The following is a 21856-nucleotide window of genomic DNA, read 5'->3' on the forward strand; positions in this document are numbered from 1 at the left end:
GCACCGCAGGTGAACACAGTCCCTTGCCAATCTGCGCTACTTGCATGGATAACCTGCCAGATCTCACCTTTCCATTCTGCCCGCCATTCCTCGCGCTGCCCACGAGGCACCAACCCGGATGCAACTTGTAACAGCGCCGCGGCCACGAATTGATCTGCAATACGCCGAGCACGGATCATACTTTCTCCGACACTGGCGATGGGAGAAGCTTTTCGAGGAGCGGATATCGCTTGCGCACAGATTCAAGCAGGGATCGGCCGCTTCGAGTCAGCTTGTAGTACTTACGAAGCGGGCGTTGCTCGGCATCGGCGATGGACTGCTGCTCCCATTTAGACGTGATAAGCCCGTCTCGCTCCAGGCGCCGCATGGCCGGGTAGACGGTGCCACTGGGCAGCCCAGTCACTTCCATCACATTGAATCCATACACGTGACCGAGATGAATGGCCTGAAGAATGAGGGCTGCGGTATGGGAAAGCTTCGGTTCCAGCGGCACAACGGCATTTTACCTATGTAGTATGCTGATTGACCAGCCAAAGAGCAGTATGCTACATAGGGTAGACATCAGGAGCTGAGCAAATGCTGGAAGTGAGAAATCTGTCAAAGAGCTACCGTAGCATTCCCGCGATTCAGAATGTGAGCTTTCAAGTCGAGGCCGGAGAGATTGTTGGCTACCTGGGAGCCAATGGTTCGGGAAAATCTACGACCGTCAAGATCGTCACAGGCCTCCTGCGGCCTAGTGAGGGCAAGGTGTTCTTTCACGGTGAAGACATTCGAAATGACCTGCCTCTGTACCGTAAGTCCCTCGGGTACATTCCAGAAGAAGCTCATCTCTACACATACATGTCCGGCGTGGAATATCTGCAACTCGTTGGCAGATTGCGGGGTATGAGCGAACGGATCATTTCCGTCAAAGCGAATCACATGCTGCAACTGCTTGGGTTGGAGTCCTGGCGCTACTCTCCGATGTCACTCTATTCGAAAGGAATGCGGCAGAGAGTGCTCATGGCTGCCGCCCTGATGCATAATCCGGATTTGCTGATTTTCGACGAGCCGCTGTCGGGGTTGGACATTCTCTCCGCGCGGTTGTTCAAGGACTTGCTCCAGCAACTGGCCGCCAACGGCAAGGCGATTCTTTATATTTCGCACGTCCTTGAAATCGTGGAGCACCTCTGCAATCGCGTGCTCGTCATCTCAAAAGGAAGAATTCTCGCTGATGCCTCGCCTGCGCAACTAGCGCGAACAATGCAACGGGCAAATCTGGAAAAAGCCTTTGCGCAACTGGTGGACCAACAGGACACCGCTTCCATTGCTCGTGAACTGATCGAGACTGTGCAGGAATGCGATGAATAATCGAGAGCAACAGCAGAAAGCCAACACGAATGCGGTACTTTCCCTGCGAGTGCTTGCGAATACGCCCGATGTAAAAACTGGACGGCTTGCGCCGTTCGGCGTTCTGCTTCGCCACATCCTTGAGCGCTTTTTCAACAACGACCTGATGTCTGCTGACGGAGAAGGCAAAACGCGGCTCGTCCAACTTGCGTTCGTGGTGGGTCTGCCAGGTTTTGTCTATGCTCTCTATCTGTACCCCTTATATAACCGCCCTTTTGGCCGAACGCAGCCATATTGGGGACAAGTGAGCGATCACTATTTCTATGTGCTGTATTCGCTGGTGGCGACAGGGATTCTTACGATTTTTGCCTGGGACTTCTTTTTTCCGGACATCTTGGATGTTCGCATACTGGCAACGTTGCCCCTAAAAGCAAGCCTTATGTTTCGCGCAAGGATATCGGCCATTACCGTGCTTCTTGCAGCGTTTCTCTTCGATTCAAACTTTCTGGCTCCGCTGGTTCTTCCAGAAGCCACGAATCCTCCCCGGCTCTTCAGGTTTTTGGCTGCTCACGCCGTTGCAGTCTTGATGAGCGGCGCTTTCGCGGCAACGTCTCTGCTGGCACTTCAGGGAATCCTCCTCGCTGTGTTTGGAGAGCACGGGTTTCGCAAAATCTCTCTCTGGGTGCAAGGGATTGCAATTGCGGCTCTATTGACGATCCTGTTCCTATACCCAGTTATGCTCGGAAGCTTCCGCGCCCTGCTCGCGTCAGGCCACGGCATTGCATATGATTTGCCACCATTTTGGTTTCTCGGGATCTATCAACGGATACTCGACGGGCACAGGGCGTCGCCCGAGTTCGCCCGATTAGCCCATATGGCTTGGACTGCGATGTTCGTTGCTGCTTTGCTTGCGGTCCTGATCTATCCGCTCGCCTATGCGCGAAAAATGAGCGGCCTGGTGGAAGGAGTCGCTGCGCAAAGTGCCCTTCGGCGCAAACAGGCGGCATCTCGGCTGCTTGGCATCGTCTTGCGCAAGCCCTCAAGCCGAGCCATCTGGCAGTTTGCTATGCAGACGCTTGTCGGCGTTCCCCGATATCGCATCTACCTTGTTCTTTACGGAGGCGCTGGGATTGCAATCTTGACATCCGTGGTGCTGAGGCTTCATTGGACCAGCGGGCATTTAAGTGCCGCAATTTCGCCCGCCGGCATTCAGGCCATGATCCCAATCGTTGCATTCTGGACAGTGTCTGGAATGCACACCGCGTTTATGTCGCCAGCAGATCAGGACGGAAGGTGGATATTTCGCGTCATCCAGGGCAAGCCTGGATTTCATCATCTGGATGCCGCGAAGAATCTCGTCTGCAGTTGCTCGGCAATCTTAAGCCTTGGAACGGCTGCGATGGGCGATATGCTGGCTTCGCCCACAACCCTCGGCGGGCGAACGATGATTGCTCAACTGCTTATTGCCGTTGGCGTTTCGGTACTACTTACGGACGCATTCTTCTTAAATTTCAAAGCTATTCCATTCACTTTTAAGCCACTTTCCATCAAGACGAATTTGGCTTTCCTGGTGATCCCCTACTTCGGCTTCTTTCCCGCCGTAGTGGCGGCGACCGTTGCGTTGACACCGTGGATCGAGATGAGCGCAGTGCATCTAACGCTGACGGGCCTTGCTATTCTTGCGGTCCATCTACTGATGCGGTCAGCAAATCGTGAGGCGGTTGCCGATTATCTTGCGCGCACAGATCTGGACGAGGATGAAAATGAGTTTCCAATGAAACTAGGCTTGCGCGGCTGAGAAGTCCGCAGCGTCTACCGGCGAGTGCCGGCTTGCACTATGCCAGTAAACAGGAAAGACACCGGACAAGATGATCGGCGCAAAAACCACTGAATGGCGAACCCTACCTTCCGGATCAACTCCGCGATCGGTACACCCACCTCAGCCTGTTTCGGCACCCCCACAATCTGCTCTACGGAACACTTCCACTTCGGCATCCGATCTCCAAGCCAACTCTCTGCTCTCGTTGCGCCGAAATATTAACCGTCCGCCTGGCCCAGCTTTAGCCAGGCCATTCACCCAAGCGCCAGACCACGGGAGCGAGAATACACCCAAGCAGCCGATCCCGAATTTACGAGCTGAGTGAAGCGACATCGGTGACAGACTCCCCCATCCGTCCCGATGTCGCCAAATGACGTTGAAAGCTCATGCAAATGACTGGTCCGGCGACCAATCTGCATTTCCATGAACACGCGAGAGAAGATCCGTCACGCGAGCCTGACGGGCTTCTGACCACTTTGCATAGTGCTTTTTCACAACATCAACCGAGTCACCGAGAACATCTGCAACCTCTTCAAAGCTCGCACCGGCAGCGAGCAATTCGGTTGCCAGCGTGTGACGAAAGCGATGCGCGTGTGCCTTTTTGACGCCCGACTTTTTAAATACAGCACCGACGCTTTCTCCAATCACAGTCACGATAGATCGCACAGTAGACTTCCCCGACCAGAAGTAATACGGGCAGTCTGCCATGGCTTCGCGAGGAACAGGCACATTATCGAGAGCCTCCTTCATCTCGCGTGGAATCGGGAGGTAGACTCTCTTGTTATTCTTTGTTGCGCGTATGAAGACGACCCAGCGTCCACCCTCCTTGCTGATGCGGTCGCGACGCAAAACCGCGACGTCGCTGATCCGAAGCGCAGTAAAGCGAAGTGTCAGGATAATGGCCAGGGCGCGCTTTCGCTCATAAGCATTCCTGCCGAATTGCTGTGTAGCCGCAATGATTAGCTCTACCTCCTCGGGAGTGTAGGGCTCCACGTCGTTCGGCGAGACGATCTTTGGTCCCTTGATCATCAACGCGATATTCGCTTTGCATAAATCGCGAGCCATGCAGTAGGAGAAGAACGCGCGCAAGGTCTCAAGCTCCTTCAAGCTGGTAATAGGCGCAAGCTCCCGCGACGCCCGAAAGCTATCAAGAAGCGTCACTGTGACATCCCGTACGTAGTGAATATCCTTGCTCCCCATAAACGTGGCAAGTCTCCTTAGGGAATTGCGATATTTGCGAATGGTTGGCTCCCTTACACCGTTCGTCTCACAGTTCGCGAGAAAGGCTTGTACTGCCGTCTCGATGATCGCAGGGGCATCGTGCACCTTTGAGATGGAGGCTAGTATCCTCGCCGAATGGGTTGCGGCTTCCGGCTCAGGTGAGACTGAGACTGCTACGCTTGAACACTTCTGGCCGGGCTCGTCTGACTCCCCGGTAAGTGCCTTTGAACAGATCTCTATCAATCGGGCCATTCTCGCGTTGGCCTTTGCCGCGTCCCGGGTAGCAAGAGACTTCCTGAGGATCCGATACCCCTTCAAGTAACCATCACCATAAATTGGGCAATTGCAGCCAAACACTACACGGCCTTGCTTTCGGTGTCTGCAGTTCTTCGAGTGACGTCGATAAATAGTGAACGAAAATCCTGAATTAATTGGATTCATAAATCATGCCTTCTGAATTGCCATCGAGGAGCAGTCACAGATCGGAAGTTTCGCAATTGGATTAGCTCGACGCTCATCACAATCGGCGACCCGGTGTGTGCATCCACCAATGGACTGCATCGAAAACTCGAGGCCTCTGAACTTTCGCAAATTACTCTCCAGTTCCAGAGATGGACTGGAGAGGCGGACGATTAGATTTACAGTGTTGTGACGAATCTGGCGTACGTGAGTGCCTGGGACTGACTGAGTCCGGTGGAGGGGTAGAACAAGGAATGAACCGCACGCGCGACCAAATAACGAGGCGATTGCTGACAAGCACGACACTCTGTCCGTTGGTAAAGTGGCGGGAAAGAAGTGCTGGGTCAGTTCTTGCACGGATACCCATTTATTGCGTCATCAGCGGTCGCGATCACGAATGCGAGATTTGAGCTTCCTTGCGGTGCGATAGGCCTCGTGCTCCCAGCACTCATCGCCAGTGGGCAGCTTGCGGTGAAGATCCGCTTCCTCTACACCCATTAGAGTGCTGGAAGCGAGTCGCACGCGATCCTGTTGGCGCGACGGTCTCTCCGCTCTCCTCTGCTGAATTTCCAGTCGTTGATGGACGCTCACCACGACGGATTCCGGAATGCTAAGGCTGATATAGCGTCGGGCTGTTTTCCTTCGATTCATGGATTCCAGACACAGAACTCCGGGCTCATTACGGAACAGCCTGCGGATAGTGTCTTCATCCTTGTTCCAGAGCTTTGCGATCTCCTTTGGAGTGAAATGCTGTTCGAATGCCCTGCCGGACGGAGCACGACCCGCATCTGATCGATGCTGTTGATCGCGTGTGTCTGGAGGGAATTCGGGCATAGGATATTTACAACATCGAGCTTTTAGACGAGATCCGAACAGTGCCTTGTAGACCGAAAGCCGCGGCGCAGAGGCTCTTGAGAGGACTGTTCATTTGAGAGGCCAACGTCTGATCGGTCGGCCGGACTTACGGAAGCGGATTACACGAGTGACCAGCACACGCGTCGTGCTGTCGGAAGAGGTATTGGAAGGGTTGGATGGTGCGGCATTTGCATTTTGATTGAGAAATCCGACTCTGTAGAGTGCAAAATACTCGGCGGGCGCAGCTCCATGCCGAGCCTTATCCCTACCGGCACTTGCGCCGTTGGACACGTGCTGCCCGTTGGCTACGATAGTTCGTGTCGTACCGCATTTTGATGGTTGCATAATCGACCCATTGAATCTTGGCCAAGACAGCATCCTTGTCCGGATATTTATCCCGCCAATAATAAGCAAAGCTGCTGCGAATCGAGGTCGGCGATGCGCGTTTTTTGAGGTAGCGCCAGATGACGCCGGAGACAAAATTTCCCAAGCTGCTTGACGATAGAGGCTGCCCTACTTGGTTGAAAAAAAGCAGCTTCGGATGCTCTGGATTGAGAAGCATCGGCCGACATTCGTTTACGTAACACTCGAGCACCGGAACAATCTGACGCAGTACCAATCCCCGATGCAGCTCGCCCTGTAAATCTTCATAGCTAAACTGCCAAAACTCGGCATCTGGGTCCTCGATCAGTTGCTCCTTTGCCCACATTGGAGCCCCAAAGGGCGGCCCATCTTTTGGAATCGGCCCGCGAAAGATATTCGGGCCGAGCTCTGCCTGTCGTAAAAAGCGGGGTGGCCATTGCGCGAGAATCAGGCATGAGATCAGCAACTCGTTGTGTATGCGCCATGCCCGGGTGAGGCCGGTGCAGCATAAACGCCGTGCTCGCATTTGCCCTGGCACAGAAGCAAGCTCCTGGTATGGCACGTAACGCATCCTGCGTCTGGCTTTGAGCGCGCTCTCGGGCTCCCTGCGAAGCTTGCGATAAACCTCCTCGATCCAGTTGAGGTCGAGGTTGTCAAAGGCAGACGTACAACGCAACGATGAGAACATCCGGCTCAGCCTCCCTACGATAGTGTTGCGCTTGCAGCCTCTCTCCTTTCGGAGGTAATGGGCGAAGTCAAAAATAAAGCCCGGATTGAGGATTCCGCGGAGACTCGTCAGATCGACCATCCCACGCACGCTTACAGCGTAGCCAACCAAATCTTCAAGATGCGAAATAAGCTCCTGCTCTGTCGCAGGCGCGAGAGGTAATTTTTTCTGCTCCGCCGCCGCGCGCCTCGAGGCGATAATTGTGTCGATTTCTCCTTGTAGTGCTTCTGCCATCGAAGTGAGCGGCAACTTGCAGCTTCGACGTTTAGGTTCCGCATGAAGCGCAGGAAAGAGATATTCCAGCCTTGCGTCACGGATTGCCCTCAAAAAAGTTGATTTTGCATTTCGGATGTAGGCATAACTCTTACCGGTAGACAGTGCGGTCTCTGCCCACGTATTGAGGTCCAACATAGAAAAGTCGCACCGATGACGTCCGCGGCGCATCGCATCTTTCACGATGCACGATGAACCATGGTTCAGGCCTGCACTATCTGCGAACACTTCCCATTCATCAAGCATCGCAAAGCTTCCGGGCGAAAATCCGAACCTCCTTGCATATCGCAAGAGCGTATTGCGACTGCTGAGCAGTTGCCTCTTGGTACTATGCGACAGATGGCTAGACATCACGTAGCTGAGGAATGCCGTGTCGCCTTCGACAACCTGGTGCACAGTCATATCTATGGGGGTGGTCTTAAGAGCTTTTGCCAAATGATTGAGTAAATGCGTAAAGTCAGCCATCCGCTTTACGACCTGTCTCTTTGTTTTGGCAGGATCCAGTGAAAGCTCTGACCGGATTGCGGTCATAACCCCCTGGACGCTCTCATTGGGAGCAACTGCTAGACGAGAGACTGCAGGTGCTCCTGATCTGCTGAGGTTTAATACAGAGATGCTCATACGTTTTCCGTTGTGGGGAGATCGGACGCAGTACCGGATCGGTAGTCTCAGGTCCGGCACTGGTCCATTGGTAGCAATCGTCACCGTTACTAAATCAGATCGGCGACCTCATCCTCCAGGGCGGCAGCGCCGTGAGAGGCGTTGAAGCCAGCGATGTAATATCGTGCTGCTGTGCTTCCAGAGAAGGGATCGACATGCCATAGGCACGCAGCAATCTCTTCCATGGTGGCTCCAGTGGAGAGCATGTGCGCGGCGACAATATCTCGAAAGTCTTTGACCCGCATCCGCTTGTTTGTATGCTCTATGCTGCGCCGGACCACGAGATTCAGGAGGGTTTTTTGGGTTAATGGACGCCCGTTCTTCGCGAAGAAAAGACGTGTTGAATCTGGAACTTTCGGGCTCTGCTTCCGCGCAAGAATCGGATGATAGTGGCCCATGTACTCGCTGAATAAATCCCGCACCTCAAGCGGGAATACCTCCCACACTTCTTCGCCGGCCTTTGTTGACATCTCCAACCAGTGACCGACTAAAAAGCGGGCTCGCGGCTCCCTGCGCCGAAGTTCTTCTGCCCACGGAGGAAGCCTGATTTTAAATTGACCAACCAACTCAGCTGAGATTTCGGTTTCGAATAGCCCTAGTTGTTGGTGCGGGTTGCTGCACGCCTCGAAGGTATTTCTCGCGCGGTGAGGAATACAAGAATTGATCGCGAAGATGAGAGCATCGTGGACGAGCCAAGCCGTCTCAACCTCCGTCAGTTTTTGCGGTCCCGCTCGGAGCGCGAGAATACGCGTGGCAATTGCGGCGACGGATGGATATTTTGGAAGATCATCTAGCTTTCGCCGTTGAATTCTTGCTGGCGCTTCACTCCGAAGTGCACGAAGCTTTGATCGAAACCAACTGTAATCGAGCCCCCTCAATCTCGGATACGTAAATGTCAACGAACAAATGCCACTTAGCTTTGCAATTACACTTTGCGGCTTGCAGCGATCATTCGCGAGGAGCCAACGAATGAAGCCGCCGACAATCTCCTCCGTGATCAACTGCGTAAGGTGATAAATTTCGCTCAGTCCCTGAACCACGACCGCATAACTGTAAAGCTCCACAAAATGCCGCTGCAAACTCTCGCCCGTAACAGGCCGGATCATGAGCGCGGCATCTCGATCGGCTAGATCCTCGTCGGCAGTCTTCCAGCGGATGACCTCAACTATCTCGTCGCGGAGCGACAGAGGCAGATCCTTTAGCTGCATGCGATACTTTGGTGGATTCTTGCTGGCCAAACTAAACCGCGGAAACAGGTTCTGGAGGCCCGCAACACGCAACATCCTGCGGAAATTCGACTCCACGTGAATGATTGAATCCATGGATCGACCTTTTTCGAGCCTACGCCGTTTCCATCCTTCGAGTGTTTTGCCACTAAATTCCTGCGGCAAGCATCTCTTGCGGATTGCGAATCTCACGATGCTTTTTGTTCCTCTGGCATCACCTTTCAATGCATCGAGGATTGGTTTCCAGGCCTCGCGCAGCTCAAACGCCGGAGACGTCCAGCCTGCTCTATGAGCCAGGTCGAGCAGCTTATGCAGGTCGCAAGAGTACTGGACCGCCGATTGCCGATTCACTCCGCGTCCTACGACAAATGCGACCAGTTGCTGGTCGATCTCAACGAGTTCATCCAATTGAATTGCGTCGGGCGGTAGTTCGAGGAATTCTGACACGCGCGTGGAGACAGTGCGCAACACGCTTATGAGCCGCTTTTGCGCTCTCGAGGGCAGCGTGATAGACAAATAGGCTCCTTGAATGATCGAGACCGCATCGGCAAGCGTTTGCGGAGCTTTGGCTTCTTTCAGATATGAATAGAGGGTTGAGTGGGTAGGTAGGTCCACGGCTTTAGTTCCTCAGAAATGCATACTGGGTTTGACGGGCGATAATCAGAGCCATTCGAGACGAGTGGGCGTCGTCGCAGCTTATTGGCCCTTGCTGCGGAAGAGACGAGTTGCCCCGTATCATCTGATGGAAGTTTTCATGGGGCGTGGTAAGGCGGTGCAGATCCCATGATCTTGCTGCCGACGAGCAAGGTGAGAGACCTGCTTGGAAAGCAGATCAAGCGCGGCTGTTTGCTGACCATCTGTCAGGCGGCGCGGACGCACCACCTATTTGCGTGTAGAGCCCTTCCTTTTCCATTTCAGGTCTAAAGAAGGACTTTTTCTAGCGATTGGGGGCAGGCCTCAGGCCTTTGTTCGATCAAGATGAGCGGTAGACAATTCTTCGCGTGAGCTAATCCGTGGATTCCATGGTCGGTGCTATGCTGCTTTGCGTCGTTGTAGGCATAGATTGCCGACATGCAGCGAGCAAAACCTGATGCCTCATCTCGGAGCACGGAAGCATGTGACGTTAGGCGGATGCTTGGGAGCGCTAGATGGGTAGTGGCTGTTGGTTGCAGAATGGGCTCTGATCTCTCAAGATCGTTCAACCTTGTCGGAAGTATGAATTGGCATTTGTGGCCAGTTCTCGGGGGCATGCCCGATGGCAGCGAGTCACAGTTTCGAAGCGACGGGCGAGTACTCGCGCTCGGCCGCGGGTCAGTCACCTCGGCGCTACCGTAGGCTCGTCTCCGCATAGCGGAGCTACCCGCCTCAGTGAGGCTCCGGAACTCAGCTCAATGGGCGACGGAAAGGGGGGACTACCGACTGGCTTCAGAGCCTGCTCGGCCTGGATGCAGCCTGTGGAGAGGTTCGTTTTGCCCGGCGCACCCGAAATAATCTCCTCTGCTGTCGCGACTGTAGGGTTCAGGATGGCGCGCGCCTGCTGAACGAGTGGGGCCACAGCATCTGCTATGCCGATCTGCCCTTTTTTGTCGAGGTCAGGAGCAATCACCCCAGCGATGCGATCTACCTCAAGCCTAGCGATCTCCAGGAGAGATGCACGACGACCGCATCGACGGAGATACTCATGTACGTAGGCACATGCGACGTGCATGCGCTCATGATGTAGGGTGAGTGCGAGAGAGTCCGCAGCGATGCAGGCGGGGACCGCCCGCTCGGAATACGCCAACAGTCCGGCTATGCCGATCTGCTCCGGGTCGCGGTCGATGTGACGTAGAGTGCTCATTTTACTGTCTCCTTTAGATTGAGTGATGTAAATCGTCCGCAAAACCGCCAGTCAGCGTGCCGGTGAGCTCTTTGCGGTGGCGAGTGCAATTGCGTTTTGCGGCGATGTAGCAGCGTGCTGGGGTGACTGATCTGCAGTCTGCATCCGGCGGACAAAAAGTGCTAGTCCGGCATCCGAGCAGCAGCGCCACTCCCGCTCACTTTTAAGCGCAAAATATTACTCATAAGTAATAGTTTTATGTCGATTGCGCGAGGTGGAGGTGCCACCTCGCAATGGCACCTAAATGACTGATTTTAATATGGGCATGGATTGGCATGGAAACTTGCTCAATTAGTAATATTGAACGATGGATATTTTCCGCCGCATCTCAGGCTTGCTTTGCCGCTACAGAGACAAGAAATGAACAGACAGAGAGGAACAAAACAACTCAAACAGAGGAGCGCGCCTATGCACATCGACAACTAATTTGAAAATCGTAGAATGCGATTTCTTCTGCATATTTAGGCAGCTTTTACTACACGCGGGATACGCGGAGCATTCGGGGATGATGACTCGCCCGCCCCAACATCAAACCATGCACTCATCTCCTTTGACGTACTGATTTGAGGTGGAGTGTGCAGCCCAGATTTGTGATGAGTCGATGGATTCCGCCTCATCACGACAATGGGAAAAATGTCCACCACGAGACCTCCCGAGATGCCAGAGCAAGTCCCCCGCCGCTCTTGCGAGAAACGACTGCCCCCCGGGCAAATGAGTTCGCCCAAAGACTTTTTTTATCAACAAGCGGCATCGAATAGAAACGAGTCTTTATTACGGTATAAATTGGCGAAGTGTACCTAAAACTCCGTTGTAGAGGGTGCGCCTGGTTGCGAGCACAGGACTCAGAGGATGCAGCGATGCAACCAATCTCGGGGAGAGTTTCACCGCGCTGTACTCATTCCCGGCGATATTCGGGCCCGGTCCGCCGACTAATAATCAGGCCGGCGGCCCTGGATGGACCCCAATCTGTTTTTGTCTCCTTCAAGGCTTCAAACGCCAGAGATGCCCGTTGATGGGTCTCAAAAACTCACCCTGTCGAACCGAGAGGCCTAACCCGGTTCGCTTCCCACCTGCAAGCCTGCATGAGTCGGCCGGACGGAGAGCTGGCTCATGAACGGGGCGGAGTGATCGGCGAATACTGAAGAGCCGAATTCCGGATTTCCAATATTCATTGAGGCTTCAAGGTCCAGACGGATGGCTGCCATCGGCCTGTGTCAACCGATGGCAGCCGCCGGACTAAATCACGCTTATGTTTTCGAAGATGATATCCATCTCCGGCAATGTGTCAGACATCGCCCCATAGAGGTCCTCTTCAAGGATTTCTTCGCATGCTCCCCTCCGGCCGTTCGCGGAAGCTTGCGGTAACCGATGCCGGGTGGCCGCGCTGCCGGCGGCCGCAGACGGTCCTCTGGCCTCTTCTTGCTTTGTATTCGCGGATGAATGATCCGAGATGTCATTTTTTCTTTCATTCTGATGGAACTGCATATATTTCACCTCAATGTCTGCCTTTACTTCAGCAGGAACGGATTAGGGATACTACGACACGGTGGCGGGGCCTCCTCGAATTGGCCTTGTTTGCACATCGAGGCCCGTGAATCAAAAGGGTCAGAGAGTTCCTCACGATAGAGGGCTCGGTTTCCAACCACGCAAAACTGGGACGGATGCAGCTTTTCCCGATGCGTTTCCTGGTCTTCACTCCAGGCAATGACGCCAGAGCTTATGTCCCAGATGATGCATCTGTAGCTGATCTCGCAGCGATTTGTGATGGAATGGCGCGTTCACCTGTGCGCTTCTCAGCAATCAGCCTACGGGCTCCTGCATGCCCGCCATGATTGTCAAAAGCGCTACATCCGGCTTCATCGCACACTTCGCCGGGAATAAAATCGCGCCATGAAGAGAATTCTCGAACTTCCGGAGGACAAGAACATCTCCGTTGTCATCCGGCCAACTCTCTCCAATCCGGAGTTCGAGGATTTGTGCGCAGCGAATCCCGGCCTGGATCTTGAATGCACCAGGGACGGAGCAATCCTCGTGAACACACTTGCGAGTTGTGCTGCCAGCGATGCAAACTCGGAGATCAATGCGCAGCTGCGAGTCTGGTGGTGGACTCATTCGAGAGGAAGGGTCTTCGGCTCCTCAACAGGCGTATGGCTTCCGGATGGTTCCTCCATGAGCCCGGATGCAGCCTATGCCACCGAGGAACAGCTCTCCGCCCTCACGGCAGTAGACCTGCTCCAATTTCTGAAGTTCGCACCTGCTTTTGTCGTTGAGCTTAGCCCTTCCGCGAAGCGGCTGGCCGAGACAAGAGAGAAGATGGAGCGCTGGATTGGAAATGGCGCGCTACTTGGATGGTTGATTGACCCGCAAAGCAAATCTGTAACGATCTACGAGCACGGCCAGCCGGCGCACACGGAGACAGGCCCATCTCTTCGCGGGACCGGTCCTGTCGACGGATTTGTGCTTAGCTTGGACCGGGTTTGGGCCGCCTATAGAATCAGGCACTAATTTTTTCCACCCGTTGCTCGGAATTGCTGTTCGGTGAGCGATTGGGTCCGGTCCGCACCGGCAAAGAAGTTATTCGTACCAATCAGGTAAGACTCAACGTGGGCTTAAAAATCCGATTAACCTGGCTGTAGAACGGGCTACACACTCTTTCGGTGCAGGTGAGATGGTTACGGCACAGGTGAGCTTCGGCGTCTATGCGGCAAGGTGGATCGAGGAACACATCCCCGTTTCCCAGTAGCTATCAGCGCTTAGCACCCCAAGTCGAGTGTTGTTCGGAATATGCGGTTTGACAGAAACTCATTCTATAGTGATCGATATCGGAGATAGGAACGGCAATGGAACGCGAAGGCGAAGAGCCGAGCCCTTCACAATGGCTTTCTGCGGATAGGCCCATCCGGAGCAGGAGCGAGGACGAACTTGGTCGGCGCGGCTTTTCGGAGGCTCTAGCTGACGCGATCCGAGGGTGGTCGGGGCAAGAAAGCCTCGTTATCGCGCTCTATGGGCCATGGGGAAATGGAAAATCATCCGTTAAGAACATGGCGGTCGAAGCCCTCGACCAATCTTCACCACGGATACGCTGCGTGGAGTTCAACCCTTGGCAGATGGCGATTAGGCCGAGCCTGAGCGAAGCTTTCTTCGATGAATTGGGTATCGCCTTGGGTAAGGGCGACCTCGGCTCCGAGAAGCAGAGGAAAAGAACGCTCAACACTTTCAAGAGATGGGCTCTACGCCTGCGGGGTCCGCACGATCTTGCGAAGGCAACCCGCAACGTTGTAGGTGCCCTGCTTATACTCGTCGGTCTTGCTGCATTCGGATCGGCATGGCTGCATTCCAAAACCTTTGCTTTCACGTTTGGGATCCTCGCCCTCGTGATCGCATTGCTGGCCTTCACCACAGGGCTTGTGGAAGCCACAATCAAGCTGCTTGCAGCTGGGATAGATGTCGGCCAGAAAAGCATTAACGAGATCAAAGAAAAGCTAGCGCAAGATCTTAAGAGGCTAAAGACTCCGATTGTTGTGGTGCTCGACGATCTCGATCGCCTTACGCCGCAGGAAACACTTGAGGTATTCCAGCTGATCAAGTCAAACGCCGATTTTCCGAACACCGTTTATCTGACAATCTGCGAACGCTCCATAGTCGAATCAAACATTTCGAGCGTGCTTAAAGTGTCAGGGTCCGAATATCTCGAAAAAATTGTTCAAGTCGCTTTCGACGTGCCGCTCATCGATATAGAACGCGTCCGCCGGATTCTTTTCGACAGGCTTAACCAACTGCTCGTCGGCGAAGCCGTCTCGAAGCACTTCAATACGACGCGTTGGGCGAATATCTTTTGGTCAGGTGTTCATGCCTACTTTTCAACATTGCGGGACGTTAACCGCTTTGTATCAACGCTAGCCTTCCAGTTCTCCTCGTTCTTTGTAGACGGCGCTTTCGAGGTGAATCCGATCGATCTCATCGCGCTAGAGGTTCTTCGATTAAACGAGCCAGTTGTCTACAGGGCACTGCAATCAAGCAAGGAAGTCCTTACAAGCCACAAATCTAATGGGCGCGATACCGAAGAGGCAAAGCAATCGCTCAACAGCATCGTCGAAGCAGGTTCCAACAATCATCAAAACGAAATCACGGAGATTCTCAAGCATCTGTTCCCTGCGACAGAACGGGCATTTGGCGGTCCAAGCTATTCTGCAGAGTTCGGCGCACGCTGGTATCGCGAACTCCGAGTCTGCTCCCCAAAACTGTTTGACCGATATTTCAGGCTCGCAGTCAATGCAGAGGAGTTACCCCAAGCAACAGTTCAGAAGCTTCTAGCTGCGCGCGGTGACCGGAGCGAATTGACTTCTATACTTGGATCACTCGCGACACGAGGGCTTCTGGTACTTGCACTTGAGGAATTGGCTATTTGCGAAGACGAGTTAGGAGCGGAACAGGTCGAAGCGTACCTGGCAGGAATCTTCGATACTGGGGATAAAATTCCCGAGACGCGGCCAGCAGGATTCGAGATTCCTATCCAGTGGCGCATAGGATTTCTCGTCCAGCACGCGCTTGAGAAGATAGAAAAGGCAGACGCCCGCGCGGCAGCACTCGTGAATGCAATCGACGTCACCTCCGGATTAACCATGGCAATAGAGGTGGCAGATATCCTGACGGCCAAATCGGCGGAGGAGGGTAGCGAGCCATTCTTGTCGGGAGCAGACGCTTCCGATGTGCAAGCTGCAGCTCTTCGCAAAATGGAGGCCGCTGCCTCCTCGGGAGCGCTGGCACGGAGTCCAAGGGTCGCTAGCTTGCTTCATATATGGCATAGATGGGGAGAGCCTGGCAAAGCAGCTGCATTCGCAGAGGGGATGTCGAACACTCCTGAGGGCATCCTTGCGCTTCTGAAATCCCTCGAACTCCGTTCTACTGTCCGTCAGGTTGGAGATCGCGCCGCGACTGAAAGGTATTATTTCCAACGGACAGACTTCGAGCCTCTGATCTCCCTGGATAAGTTGAATGAAAAGGTGAATGCGCTGCCTGCGGAAACATTAGACGAGCAGGGGAATCGACTCGTGCGGAACTTTCATAAGATGCTGGAACGGCGAGATGCAGGACAACCTGACAGCGGCCCTTTCGCCTTTGACTGATGCCTGTTCGCCGTCAGATTGGCTCGCCGAAGCTTCATTCACTACCGAAAAGTCGGCGAGTCTTTACAAATCCAATCCACTTGGACGTAGAACGGGCTAGCCTGACATGTGCGGCTGGTCGTCCGTTGTTGTCTTCAGCCCTTACCGCTCATTGACTGGGACGGCACCCAATTCTATTCAAGACTCAAGTCACTTTGCTTGAGTTATTGAGGATCTCACAAATCACAGAGCTTGCATGGAGCGCTTTACTTAATCCACGAAAGCTCCTCTGCGAGCACCGCCTGCCTGCCCCGCATTCCGGCCTCACGCTATCGTGGCGAATAACAGAATCGTTCACCGAGCGAGGCATACCCGCCGGAGAGGCTGCTCCGCAGCCAGCGCGGCCCCTCACGGCGTAACATGAGTCATGATGATCCGCGAGCATAAACACGCAGCGAGGTTTCATCCAGCCAGGCACAATGACAGGACCAAAGTCGTGGCCAAGGCGCTCGGATTAAGCAGCATGGAGAACATATCTCTCATGCAGGCTGCCAACTCCGGTCTCAGTTGGGCTGCAATCACACGGTTTCTGGATTGCACCGGACTGTCTCAGCAAGACCTCGCCCATTACCTGGGCATTCATGCGCTAACATTTGCCCTGCGTCGCAAAGCGGGCATCTTTGGGAAGAGAGAGTCCGAGCAACTACTCCGCCTGGCTGAGCTTTATCAGGCAACGCTCCATCTTTTCGGTGGAGATACCGATTCCGCCCGCGCCTGGTTCACCTCTCCGGTCCGGGGCCTCGGCAGCGCGTGCCCCATCGATATGGCCAGGAATGAGTTCGGCGCACGCGAAGTACAAGACCTGATCGGCAGGCTCAACAACGGCATCTTTTCTTGATTCAGTGCGTGCAATGTAAAAGCGCACAGATCCAGAAAATCGTCTTCGAAATTTCCCTTTCATTCTTCAGCCTGAGACCACTGGCGTGTTCCTGCGTCGGAAAACCCGGCAACACCAGAAATCGCCATTTCGGTTCAACGAGTGCATTGATGATTATGCAGCAATCCGCGTTTCATCCAAAAAGCATACTGCTCGAGCGCCCGGCCCAATAAGCTTCATTGCAGGTCGTAATAACTGACCTGGCAGATCGCATCAAGAGCCCAGAAATCAGGAACTCCCAAAGCACCCACTGCATCGCTCATGTCAGCCGCGATCGCCAAGTATCCCTGGGCGGACCGTTCAATCTGATGGCCATATCGTGCAAGCGTGCTCGTAATAGGTTTGTTCAAGATTAGCCACTTATGTCTTTCATATATGGTTAGAGCCTTCGTGATTTGATTCTTTCCGAATCCTCTAACGGCATGCTCGCCCGCAAAGACTGAGTTCAGACGATCGGCATCGAGCGACTTAGAGATCAGGAACTTCATTGCGCGCCGGAGCGCCGGAAGATTTTTAATCAGATCCTTATAGTGGGCCTGTCGAATCGCCCCGAATTGCTGCGTCGTCTAGAAATCCTTGAATCCCGGTACGCCGAAATTGAAGTTCAGTATTCGCAAAGCCTATCAAGAAGAACAGCCGGCCAGATTCTGGCCGGCTGTTCTATTCGTCCGGAACGGGCAATTTGAGTTTTTTGAGGAAAGCGGCACGGCAAGTGTGCAGCTAGCAGGATTTCAGTGGTCAAGCTCGATTTCCGCTGTGGGGAGTATGTCATTCTCGCGCGCGATCCACACATAAAGCGTGGGCAGAAGAAAGATACTCATTAAGAGGTTGGCGATCAATCCGCCGACGATCACAATCGCAAAAGGCCGCTGAGTGTCCGACCCTATGCCATGCGACATCGCAGCCGGTAACAGCCCTAGCGTCGCGACCAGCATCGTCATCATGATGGGGCGCAGTCGCAATACCGCGCCTTCCACCGCCGCCTCTTCTATGGATTCTCCTCGAGCCCGCCGTTGATTGATGTATTCGAGCATGATGACTCCCGTTTGAACCGAAACTCCGAACAACGCCAGGAATCCAACCTCCGACGATACGCTGAACGTCGTGTGCGTGATCAGCAGTACCAGCAAACCGCCAATACTCGCCATCGCAACGGTAGCGAGAATTAAAGTGGCCCACTTGAGCGACTTGTACATCGAGTAGAGAATAAGAAAAATCAGCAGCACGGTAATAGGAACGATTACGGCCATGCGCTTCGCCGAGCGCAGCTCACTCTGGTATTCGCCTGCCCAACTGATGTGATATCCGCGAGGCAGCTTTACCTGCGTACTCACTTCCTGAATCGCCTGGCGCACGGCGTCGCCGAGTGGCCGTCCGCGAACGCTGTACTTGACGGCAACATAGCGCTGATTGTTTTGACGATAGATTTCTGATCCTTCGTCAGCTTCGTGGATATCACAGAGCTGCGCCAGCGCGACGCGCTCGCCTGACGGCGAAAGCAGCCGAATCTCTTTGATAGCCTGCTCGGTATCACGATATTTCGGAAGATAGCGAAGCGTCAGGTTGTAACTCTGCTCGCCTTTCAATACCTGCGTGAAGGCTGTTCCTCCAACAGCGGTCTGCACTGCGTCCTGCACCTGCGCCACACTGATCCCCCAGCGCGCGGCCTTCTGGCGGTCAACCTGAATGTCCAGGTCAGGCTGCCCGGTCACCTGAAGAACGCCAAGATCTTTGATGCCAGGCACACCGCTCATGATGGTCTTCACCTGATCGGCAATATCCTCCAACTGATGCAAATTGCTGCCATAAATCTTGGTGGCCATCTCGCCTTTGACACCGGTCATTGCCTCTTCCATATTGTCTTCAATCGGCTGCGAGAACCCCCAGATGACGGTGGGAAATTTCTTGTTCAACTGATAACTCATGGCCGCGATCAAATTATTCTTGTCCCCGTGGAAGATTGGCCGCCAGTCCTTCGCTGGCTTGAGTCCAACGTAATACTCGGTATTGAAGAACCCGGTGTGATCTGTTCCATCATCAGGGCGCCCGGTCTGGCTCGTACATTCAGTGGTTTCAGGGAACGAGCAGAGCATCAGCCTCACCTGGTTTGCCATTGCAATGCTTTGCGTTGGCCCGACGCTCTGATCCATATCTCCGCGCACCCAAATCGAGCCTTCGTCAAGATGTGGCATAAACTCCGAGCCAATCACGCCACTCGTGGCGAGAAATATGCCAAGAAGCAGGCTCATGACCCCGACGCCAAGGGTGATTGCACGATGATGAATCGCCCACCGGACACGTTTGCGGTAGCCTTCGCGAAGGTATTCCATCACTGGGTTCTTCCACTCCTTTGCCCCCTTGCTGAAGGCAAAGCTGGATAGAACCGGCGCGAAAATCATGGAGAAAAACAGCGCGCCCAGCAGCGCAAATGCCACCGTCCACGCCATGGGGTGGAAGATGCGGCCTTCCACAGCCTGGAGCATGAAAATGGGCAGATACGCGGTGATAATGATCGCGATCGCATAAAACACCGGGCGCTGCACCTCATGCGCCGCTTCGGAGATGCGCTGCTGCATGGGGCGGCCATTCTCCTCTTGCCGCGAAAGATGGCGGACAATGTTCTCCACCATGACGACGGCGCCGTCTACCACCATTCCGAAATCGAGAGCGCCGAGCGAAATCAGATTCGCAGGAATATGTTTCAGGTCCAGACAGATGGCCGCAATTAGCAACGCAAAGGGTATCGTGACGGCCACAATCAGCGCACCGCGAATATTGCCGAGCAGCAGCAGCAGAATCACGATGACGAGCACAATGCCTTCGCCGAGATTGTGCATTACCGTATGCACGGTGAAATGCAGCAAATCACTGCGATCAATGAACGGATGAATGGTGACACCTTTGGGCAGAATCTGCGTATTCAGCTCCTGCACCATCTTTTGCACGCGCTGCAGCACCGGCTGCGCGTTGGCGCCTTTCTGCAGGCAGAGGATGCCGGAGACGACGTCGTCGTTATTCATCAGCTCGCCGTTTCGGTTGCGATAGGTATCTCCGAACTGGCCGAGCCGAATCATCGGACCCTGTGCCACCACGCCGAGATCCTTAATCCGGATGGGCGTCCCACCCTGCTCTGTTACAACCGTGTTGCCAATATCCTGAATATTGCGGTCCAGGCCCACTTCCCGAACGTTGAGTTGCTGTTCACCCTGCTGAATAAAACTTCCACCACCGTTGACATTGTTATTGGCCAGCGCCTGCTCTACCTGCTCCAGGCTGAGGCCATAATCGATCAGCTTGTCCGGGTCAAGCCGTACCTGATACTCCTGGGTCGGGCCGCCGAACGGATTGGTATCCACAATTCCGGGAACCGACTTCAGATACTTCTGCACCACCCAGGTATCGAGCGATTTCAGATTCATCACGTCGTACTGGGGATTAGTGCTGTGCAATACATAGAAGTAGATTTGGCCTACAGGACTCCAGTCCGTGCCCATTTGCGGGACCACGCCTTGTGGCAACGTCACTTGAGATAGCCGCTCCAGCACGCGCTCGCGATTCTCAAAATCAGTCGTCTGGTCGCCGAAGATTAACTCCACCGTCGAGAGCCCAAAGATAGACCACGAGCGCACATGTGCGACACCGGGGATGCCGTTCAGAGTCGTTTCGAGGGGAATCGTGACTTGCTGCTCAATCTGTTCGGCGGAAATCCCCGGCCACTGCGCAATTACATCCACATAATTGTTCGCTACGTCCGGATACGCCTCCACCGGCAGCCGTTGAAATGAGATGACGCCCCAGACTAGAAGCAAAACTCCAATCGCCAGCAGCAGAAGCCGATTCTGCAGTGCAAAGTCGACCAGCCTGCGGATCATTGCGCCTCCAACTGAGATTCCAGTTGCAGAACGCTGCGAACCACTGGCTCTCCGGGTTGAATTCCGGAGACAATCTCCTCCTGATTGCCAGGCAGCATACCTCCAGCCTGCACCTCGACGCGCCGGAAGTTGTGGCCGCCCGCCGGTACAAAGACCCAGTCTTCATCGTGCAGATGCAGAATTGCATCCGCGGGAACAGTCGCGTGCACTTCAGACTTGCGGCCAATCAGTGTCGCCGTGACGAACATGCCCAGGCGCAACGACCTGCCGGGATTCGCGACCACAATGCGCACCTTGGCTGTGCGGAGGGTCGGATCGAGCACCGGCCCGATATCGCTGACATGCCCAGTCAAAACCAGGTTGGGATATCCGTTGACTTTTATCTCCGCCAACTGGTCCAGATGCACATGCGGCAACTCATTCTGATAAACATCGCAGATCACCCACACGCGCGAAAGGTCTGCAATGGTGAAGGCGTTCGGCGTTCCGGAGTAGGTCACGCCGGTCGCTGAAGCAGCAGTCACATTCTGCGAAATGATCACGCCGGAGATAGGCGCGTAGACATTCACAATATCGGAAGGGTGCTTCCTGTTTACCCCAAGTGTGTTTAGCTGCTGATTTGCGGCGTTAAGGTCGGCCTGAGCATCTGCCTGTGCATTCTGCGCCTGCTGCAAGTCAGACAATGAAATTGCCCCGTGTCCGTAGAGATCCCTGGCACGGACCAGTTCATCGCCAGCCAGCTGTTCATCGTTTTTCGCTTTGAGATAGGCATCAAAGGCGTTCGTGATATCCGGGCTCTGCACGCGCAATAACAACTGTCCCTTGGCCACGTTTTGATCGAGCGTCGCGCGAATGTCCACTACACGCCCGCTGGCCAGGGATATGACGGGCACCTCGCGGTTTACATCGGGAAACACGGCGCCGGTCACATCCATCTTGCCCGGCTCATTGATCTGCCCGGCCTTCACTACCGGAAACCACTCCGGGTGCGCGACCGTGACCAGATCAGGATTTCCAACGTTTACCACTCTCGGGGTGGGAGGCGCGCCTGAGGCCGGATTGAACTTATTACCGCAGCCCGTCAGCAGAAGGCTCGCACCCACACTGCCTGCAATCATCAAACCCATCAGG

At 54.3% G+C, this 21856-nt stretch carries 15 protein-coding genes; 5 read left to right on the forward strand and 10 right to left on the reverse strand.

Translation table 11 applies throughout. From position 1 onward, the window contains the following. Positions 1-175 precede the first annotated feature (175 nt). Positions 176-493, reverse strand: coding sequence for a PadR family transcriptional regulator (locus tag ACP_RS17715; RefSeq protein WP_015896677.1), 318 nt, complete (start codon positions 491-493; stop codon positions 176-178). Positions 494-576: 83 nt separating this feature from the next. On the opposite strand from ACP_RS17715, the gene ACP_RS07445 reads away from it, so the two are divergent. Together ACP_RS07445 and ACP_RS07450 are read left to right on the forward strand one after the other, a co-directional pair. After that, the gene (locus ACP_RS07445; protein ID WP_015896678.1) at positions 577-1350 is read left to right on the forward strand and encodes an ABC transporter ATP-binding protein; all 774 of its coding nucleotides are present in this window, start codon (positions 577-579) and stop codon (positions 1348-1350) included. Further along, positions 1343-3127, forward strand: a complete 1785-nt coding sequence (locus ACP_RS07450; RefSeq protein WP_015896679.1) for a hypothetical protein — start codon at positions 1343-1345, stop codon at positions 3125-3127. Before ACP_RS07445 ends, ACP_RS07450 begins: the two co-directional genes overlap by 8 nt. 405 nt (positions 3128-3532) lie before the next feature. Here the strand turns inward: ACP_RS07450 and ACP_RS18925 are convergent, their stop codons facing one another. The 6 genes from ACP_RS18925 to ACP_RS07485 form a co-directional block, all read right to left on the reverse strand. Beyond that, the gene (locus ACP_RS18925; protein WP_476499100.1) at positions 3533-4309 is read right to left on the reverse strand and encodes a tyrosine-type recombinase/integrase; all 777 of its coding nucleotides are present in this window, start codon (positions 4307-4309) and stop codon (positions 3533-3535) included. An 897-nt stretch (positions 4310-5206) separates the two neighbouring features. Beyond that, positions 5207-5662 carry a hypothetical protein gene (locus ACP_RS18085; protein WP_148215079.1) on the reverse strand — a complete coding sequence of 152 codons (456 nt, stop codon included), beginning with the start codon at positions 5660-5662 and terminating at the stop codon, positions 5207-5209. A 286-nt stretch (positions 5663-5948) separates the two neighbouring features. Next, on the reverse strand, positions 5949-7667 hold the full coding sequence (locus tag ACP_RS07470) for a hypothetical protein (protein ID WP_169305944.1): 1719 nt from the start codon (positions 7665-7667) through the stop codon (positions 5949-5951). 89 nt (positions 7668-7756) lie between these two features. Continuing rightward, complete coding sequence (locus tag ACP_RS07475; RefSeq protein ID WP_015896683.1) at positions 7757-9547, reverse strand: site-specific integrase; 1791 nt, start codon at positions 9545-9547, stop codon at positions 7757-7759. A gap of 700 nt (positions 9548-10247) precedes the next feature. Next, the gene (locus ACP_RS07480) at positions 10248-10772 is read right to left on the reverse strand and encodes a hypothetical protein (RefSeq protein WP_041839395.1); all 525 of its coding nucleotides are present in this window, start codon (positions 10770-10772) and stop codon (positions 10248-10250) included. Positions 10773-12047: 1275 nt separating this feature from the next. After that, a complete protein-coding gene (locus ACP_RS07485) occupies positions 12048-12296 on the reverse strand; it encodes a hypothetical protein (RefSeq protein ID WP_015896684.1) in 249 nt (82 codons plus the stop codon). A gap of 405 nt (positions 12297-12701) precedes the next feature. Here ACP_RS07485 and ACP_RS07490 point away from each other — a divergent pair, with 405 nt between their 5' ends. The 3 genes from ACP_RS07490 (at position 12702) to ACP_RS17315 (ending at position 16814) form a co-directional block, all read left to right on the forward strand. Beyond that, positions 12702-13316, forward strand: a complete 615-nt coding sequence (locus tag ACP_RS07490; RefSeq protein ID WP_015896685.1) for a Uma2 family endonuclease — start codon at positions 12702-12704, stop codon at positions 13314-13316. Between the two features lie 335 nt (positions 13317-13651). After that, positions 13652-15937 (forward strand): KAP family P-loop NTPase fold protein, encoded by a 2286-nt coding sequence (locus ACP_RS07495; RefSeq protein WP_015896686.1) that lies wholly within the window; start codon positions 13652-13654, stop codon positions 15935-15937. Between the two features lie 409 nt (positions 15938-16346). Next, the gene (locus ACP_RS17315; protein ID WP_015896687.1) at positions 16347-16814 is read left to right on the forward strand and encodes an antitoxin Xre/MbcA/ParS toxin-binding domain-containing protein; all 468 of its coding nucleotides are present in this window, start codon (positions 16347-16349) and stop codon (positions 16812-16814) included. A gap of 215 nt (positions 16815-17029) precedes the next feature. Here the strand turns inward: ACP_RS17315 and ACP_RS07505 are convergent, their stop codons facing one another. The 3 genes from ACP_RS07505 to ACP_RS07515 all read right to left on the reverse strand — a co-directional run bounded on the left by ACP_RS07505 (position 17030) and on the right by ACP_RS07515 (position 21843). Further along, the gene (locus ACP_RS07505) at positions 17030-17341 is read right to left on the reverse strand and encodes a hypothetical protein (protein WP_041839396.1); all 312 of its coding nucleotides are present in this window, start codon (positions 17339-17341) and stop codon (positions 17030-17032) included. A 243-nt stretch (positions 17342-17584) separates the two neighbouring features. After that, positions 17585-20725, reverse strand: a complete 3141-nt coding sequence (locus ACP_RS07510) for an efflux RND transporter permease subunit (protein ID WP_015896688.1) — start codon at positions 20723-20725, stop codon at positions 17585-17587. After that, positions 20722-21843: an efflux RND transporter periplasmic adaptor subunit gene (locus tag ACP_RS07515; RefSeq protein WP_015896689.1), complete on the reverse strand. Its 1122-nt coding sequence runs from the start codon at positions 21841-21843 to the stop codon at positions 20722-20724. Before ACP_RS07515 ends, ACP_RS07510 begins: the two co-directional genes overlap by 4 nt. Positions 21844-21856 lie beyond the last annotated feature (13 nt).

The sequence above is a fragment of the Acidobacterium capsulatum ATCC 51196 genome (assembly GCF_000022565.1).
Classification (GTDB): domain Bacteria; phylum Acidobacteriota; class Terriglobia; order Terriglobales; family Acidobacteriaceae; genus Acidobacterium; species Acidobacterium capsulatum.

Excerpts from the sequence above, each read along its gene's own strand:
- ACP_RS07445 (WP_015896678.1), top strand. The coding sequence starts at position 577 with ATGCTGGAAGTGAGAAATCTGTCAAAGAGCTACCGTAGCATTCCCGCG.
- ACP_RS07450 (WP_015896679.1), top strand. The coding sequence starts at position 1,343 with ATGAATAATCGAGAGCAACAGCAGAAAGCCAACACGAATGCGGTACTT.
- ACP_RS18085 (WP_148215079.1), bottom strand. The coding sequence starts at position 5,662 with ATGCCCGAATTCCCTCCAGACACACGCGATCAACAGCATCGATCAGAT.
- ACP_RS07470 (WP_169305944.1), bottom strand. The coding sequence starts at position 7,667 with ATGAGCATCTCTGTATTAAACCTCAGCAGATCAGGAGCACCTGCAGTC.
- ACP_RS07480 (WP_041839395.1), bottom strand. The coding sequence starts at position 10,772 with ATGAGCACTCTACGTCACATCGACCGCGACCCGGAGCAGATCGGCATA.
- ACP_RS07485 (WP_015896684.1), bottom strand. The coding sequence starts at position 12,296 with ATGCAGTTCCATCAGAATGAAAGAAAAAATGACATCTCGGATCATTCA.
- ACP_RS07490 (WP_015896685.1), top strand. The coding sequence starts at position 12,702 with ATGAAGAGAATTCTCGAACTTCCGGAGGACAAGAACATCTCCGTTGTC.
- ACP_RS07495 (WP_015896686.1), top strand. The coding sequence starts at position 13,652 with ATGGAACGCGAAGGCGAAGAGCCGAGCCCTTCACAATGGCTTTCTGCG.
- ACP_RS17315 (WP_015896687.1), top strand. The coding sequence starts at position 16,347 with ATGATCCGCGAGCATAAACACGCAGCGAGGTTTCATCCAGCCAGGCAC.
- ACP_RS07505 (WP_041839396.1), bottom strand. The coding sequence starts at position 17,341 with ATGAAGTTCCTGATCTCTAAGTCGCTCGATGCCGATCGTCTGAACTCA.
- ACP_RS07510 (WP_015896688.1), bottom strand. The coding sequence starts at position 20,725 with ATGATCCGCAGGCTGGTCGACTTTGCACTGCAGAATCGGCTTCTGCTG.
- ACP_RS07515 (WP_015896689.1), bottom strand. The coding sequence starts at position 21,843 with ATGATTGCAGGCAGTGTGGGTGCGAGCCTTCTGCTGACGGGCTGCGGT.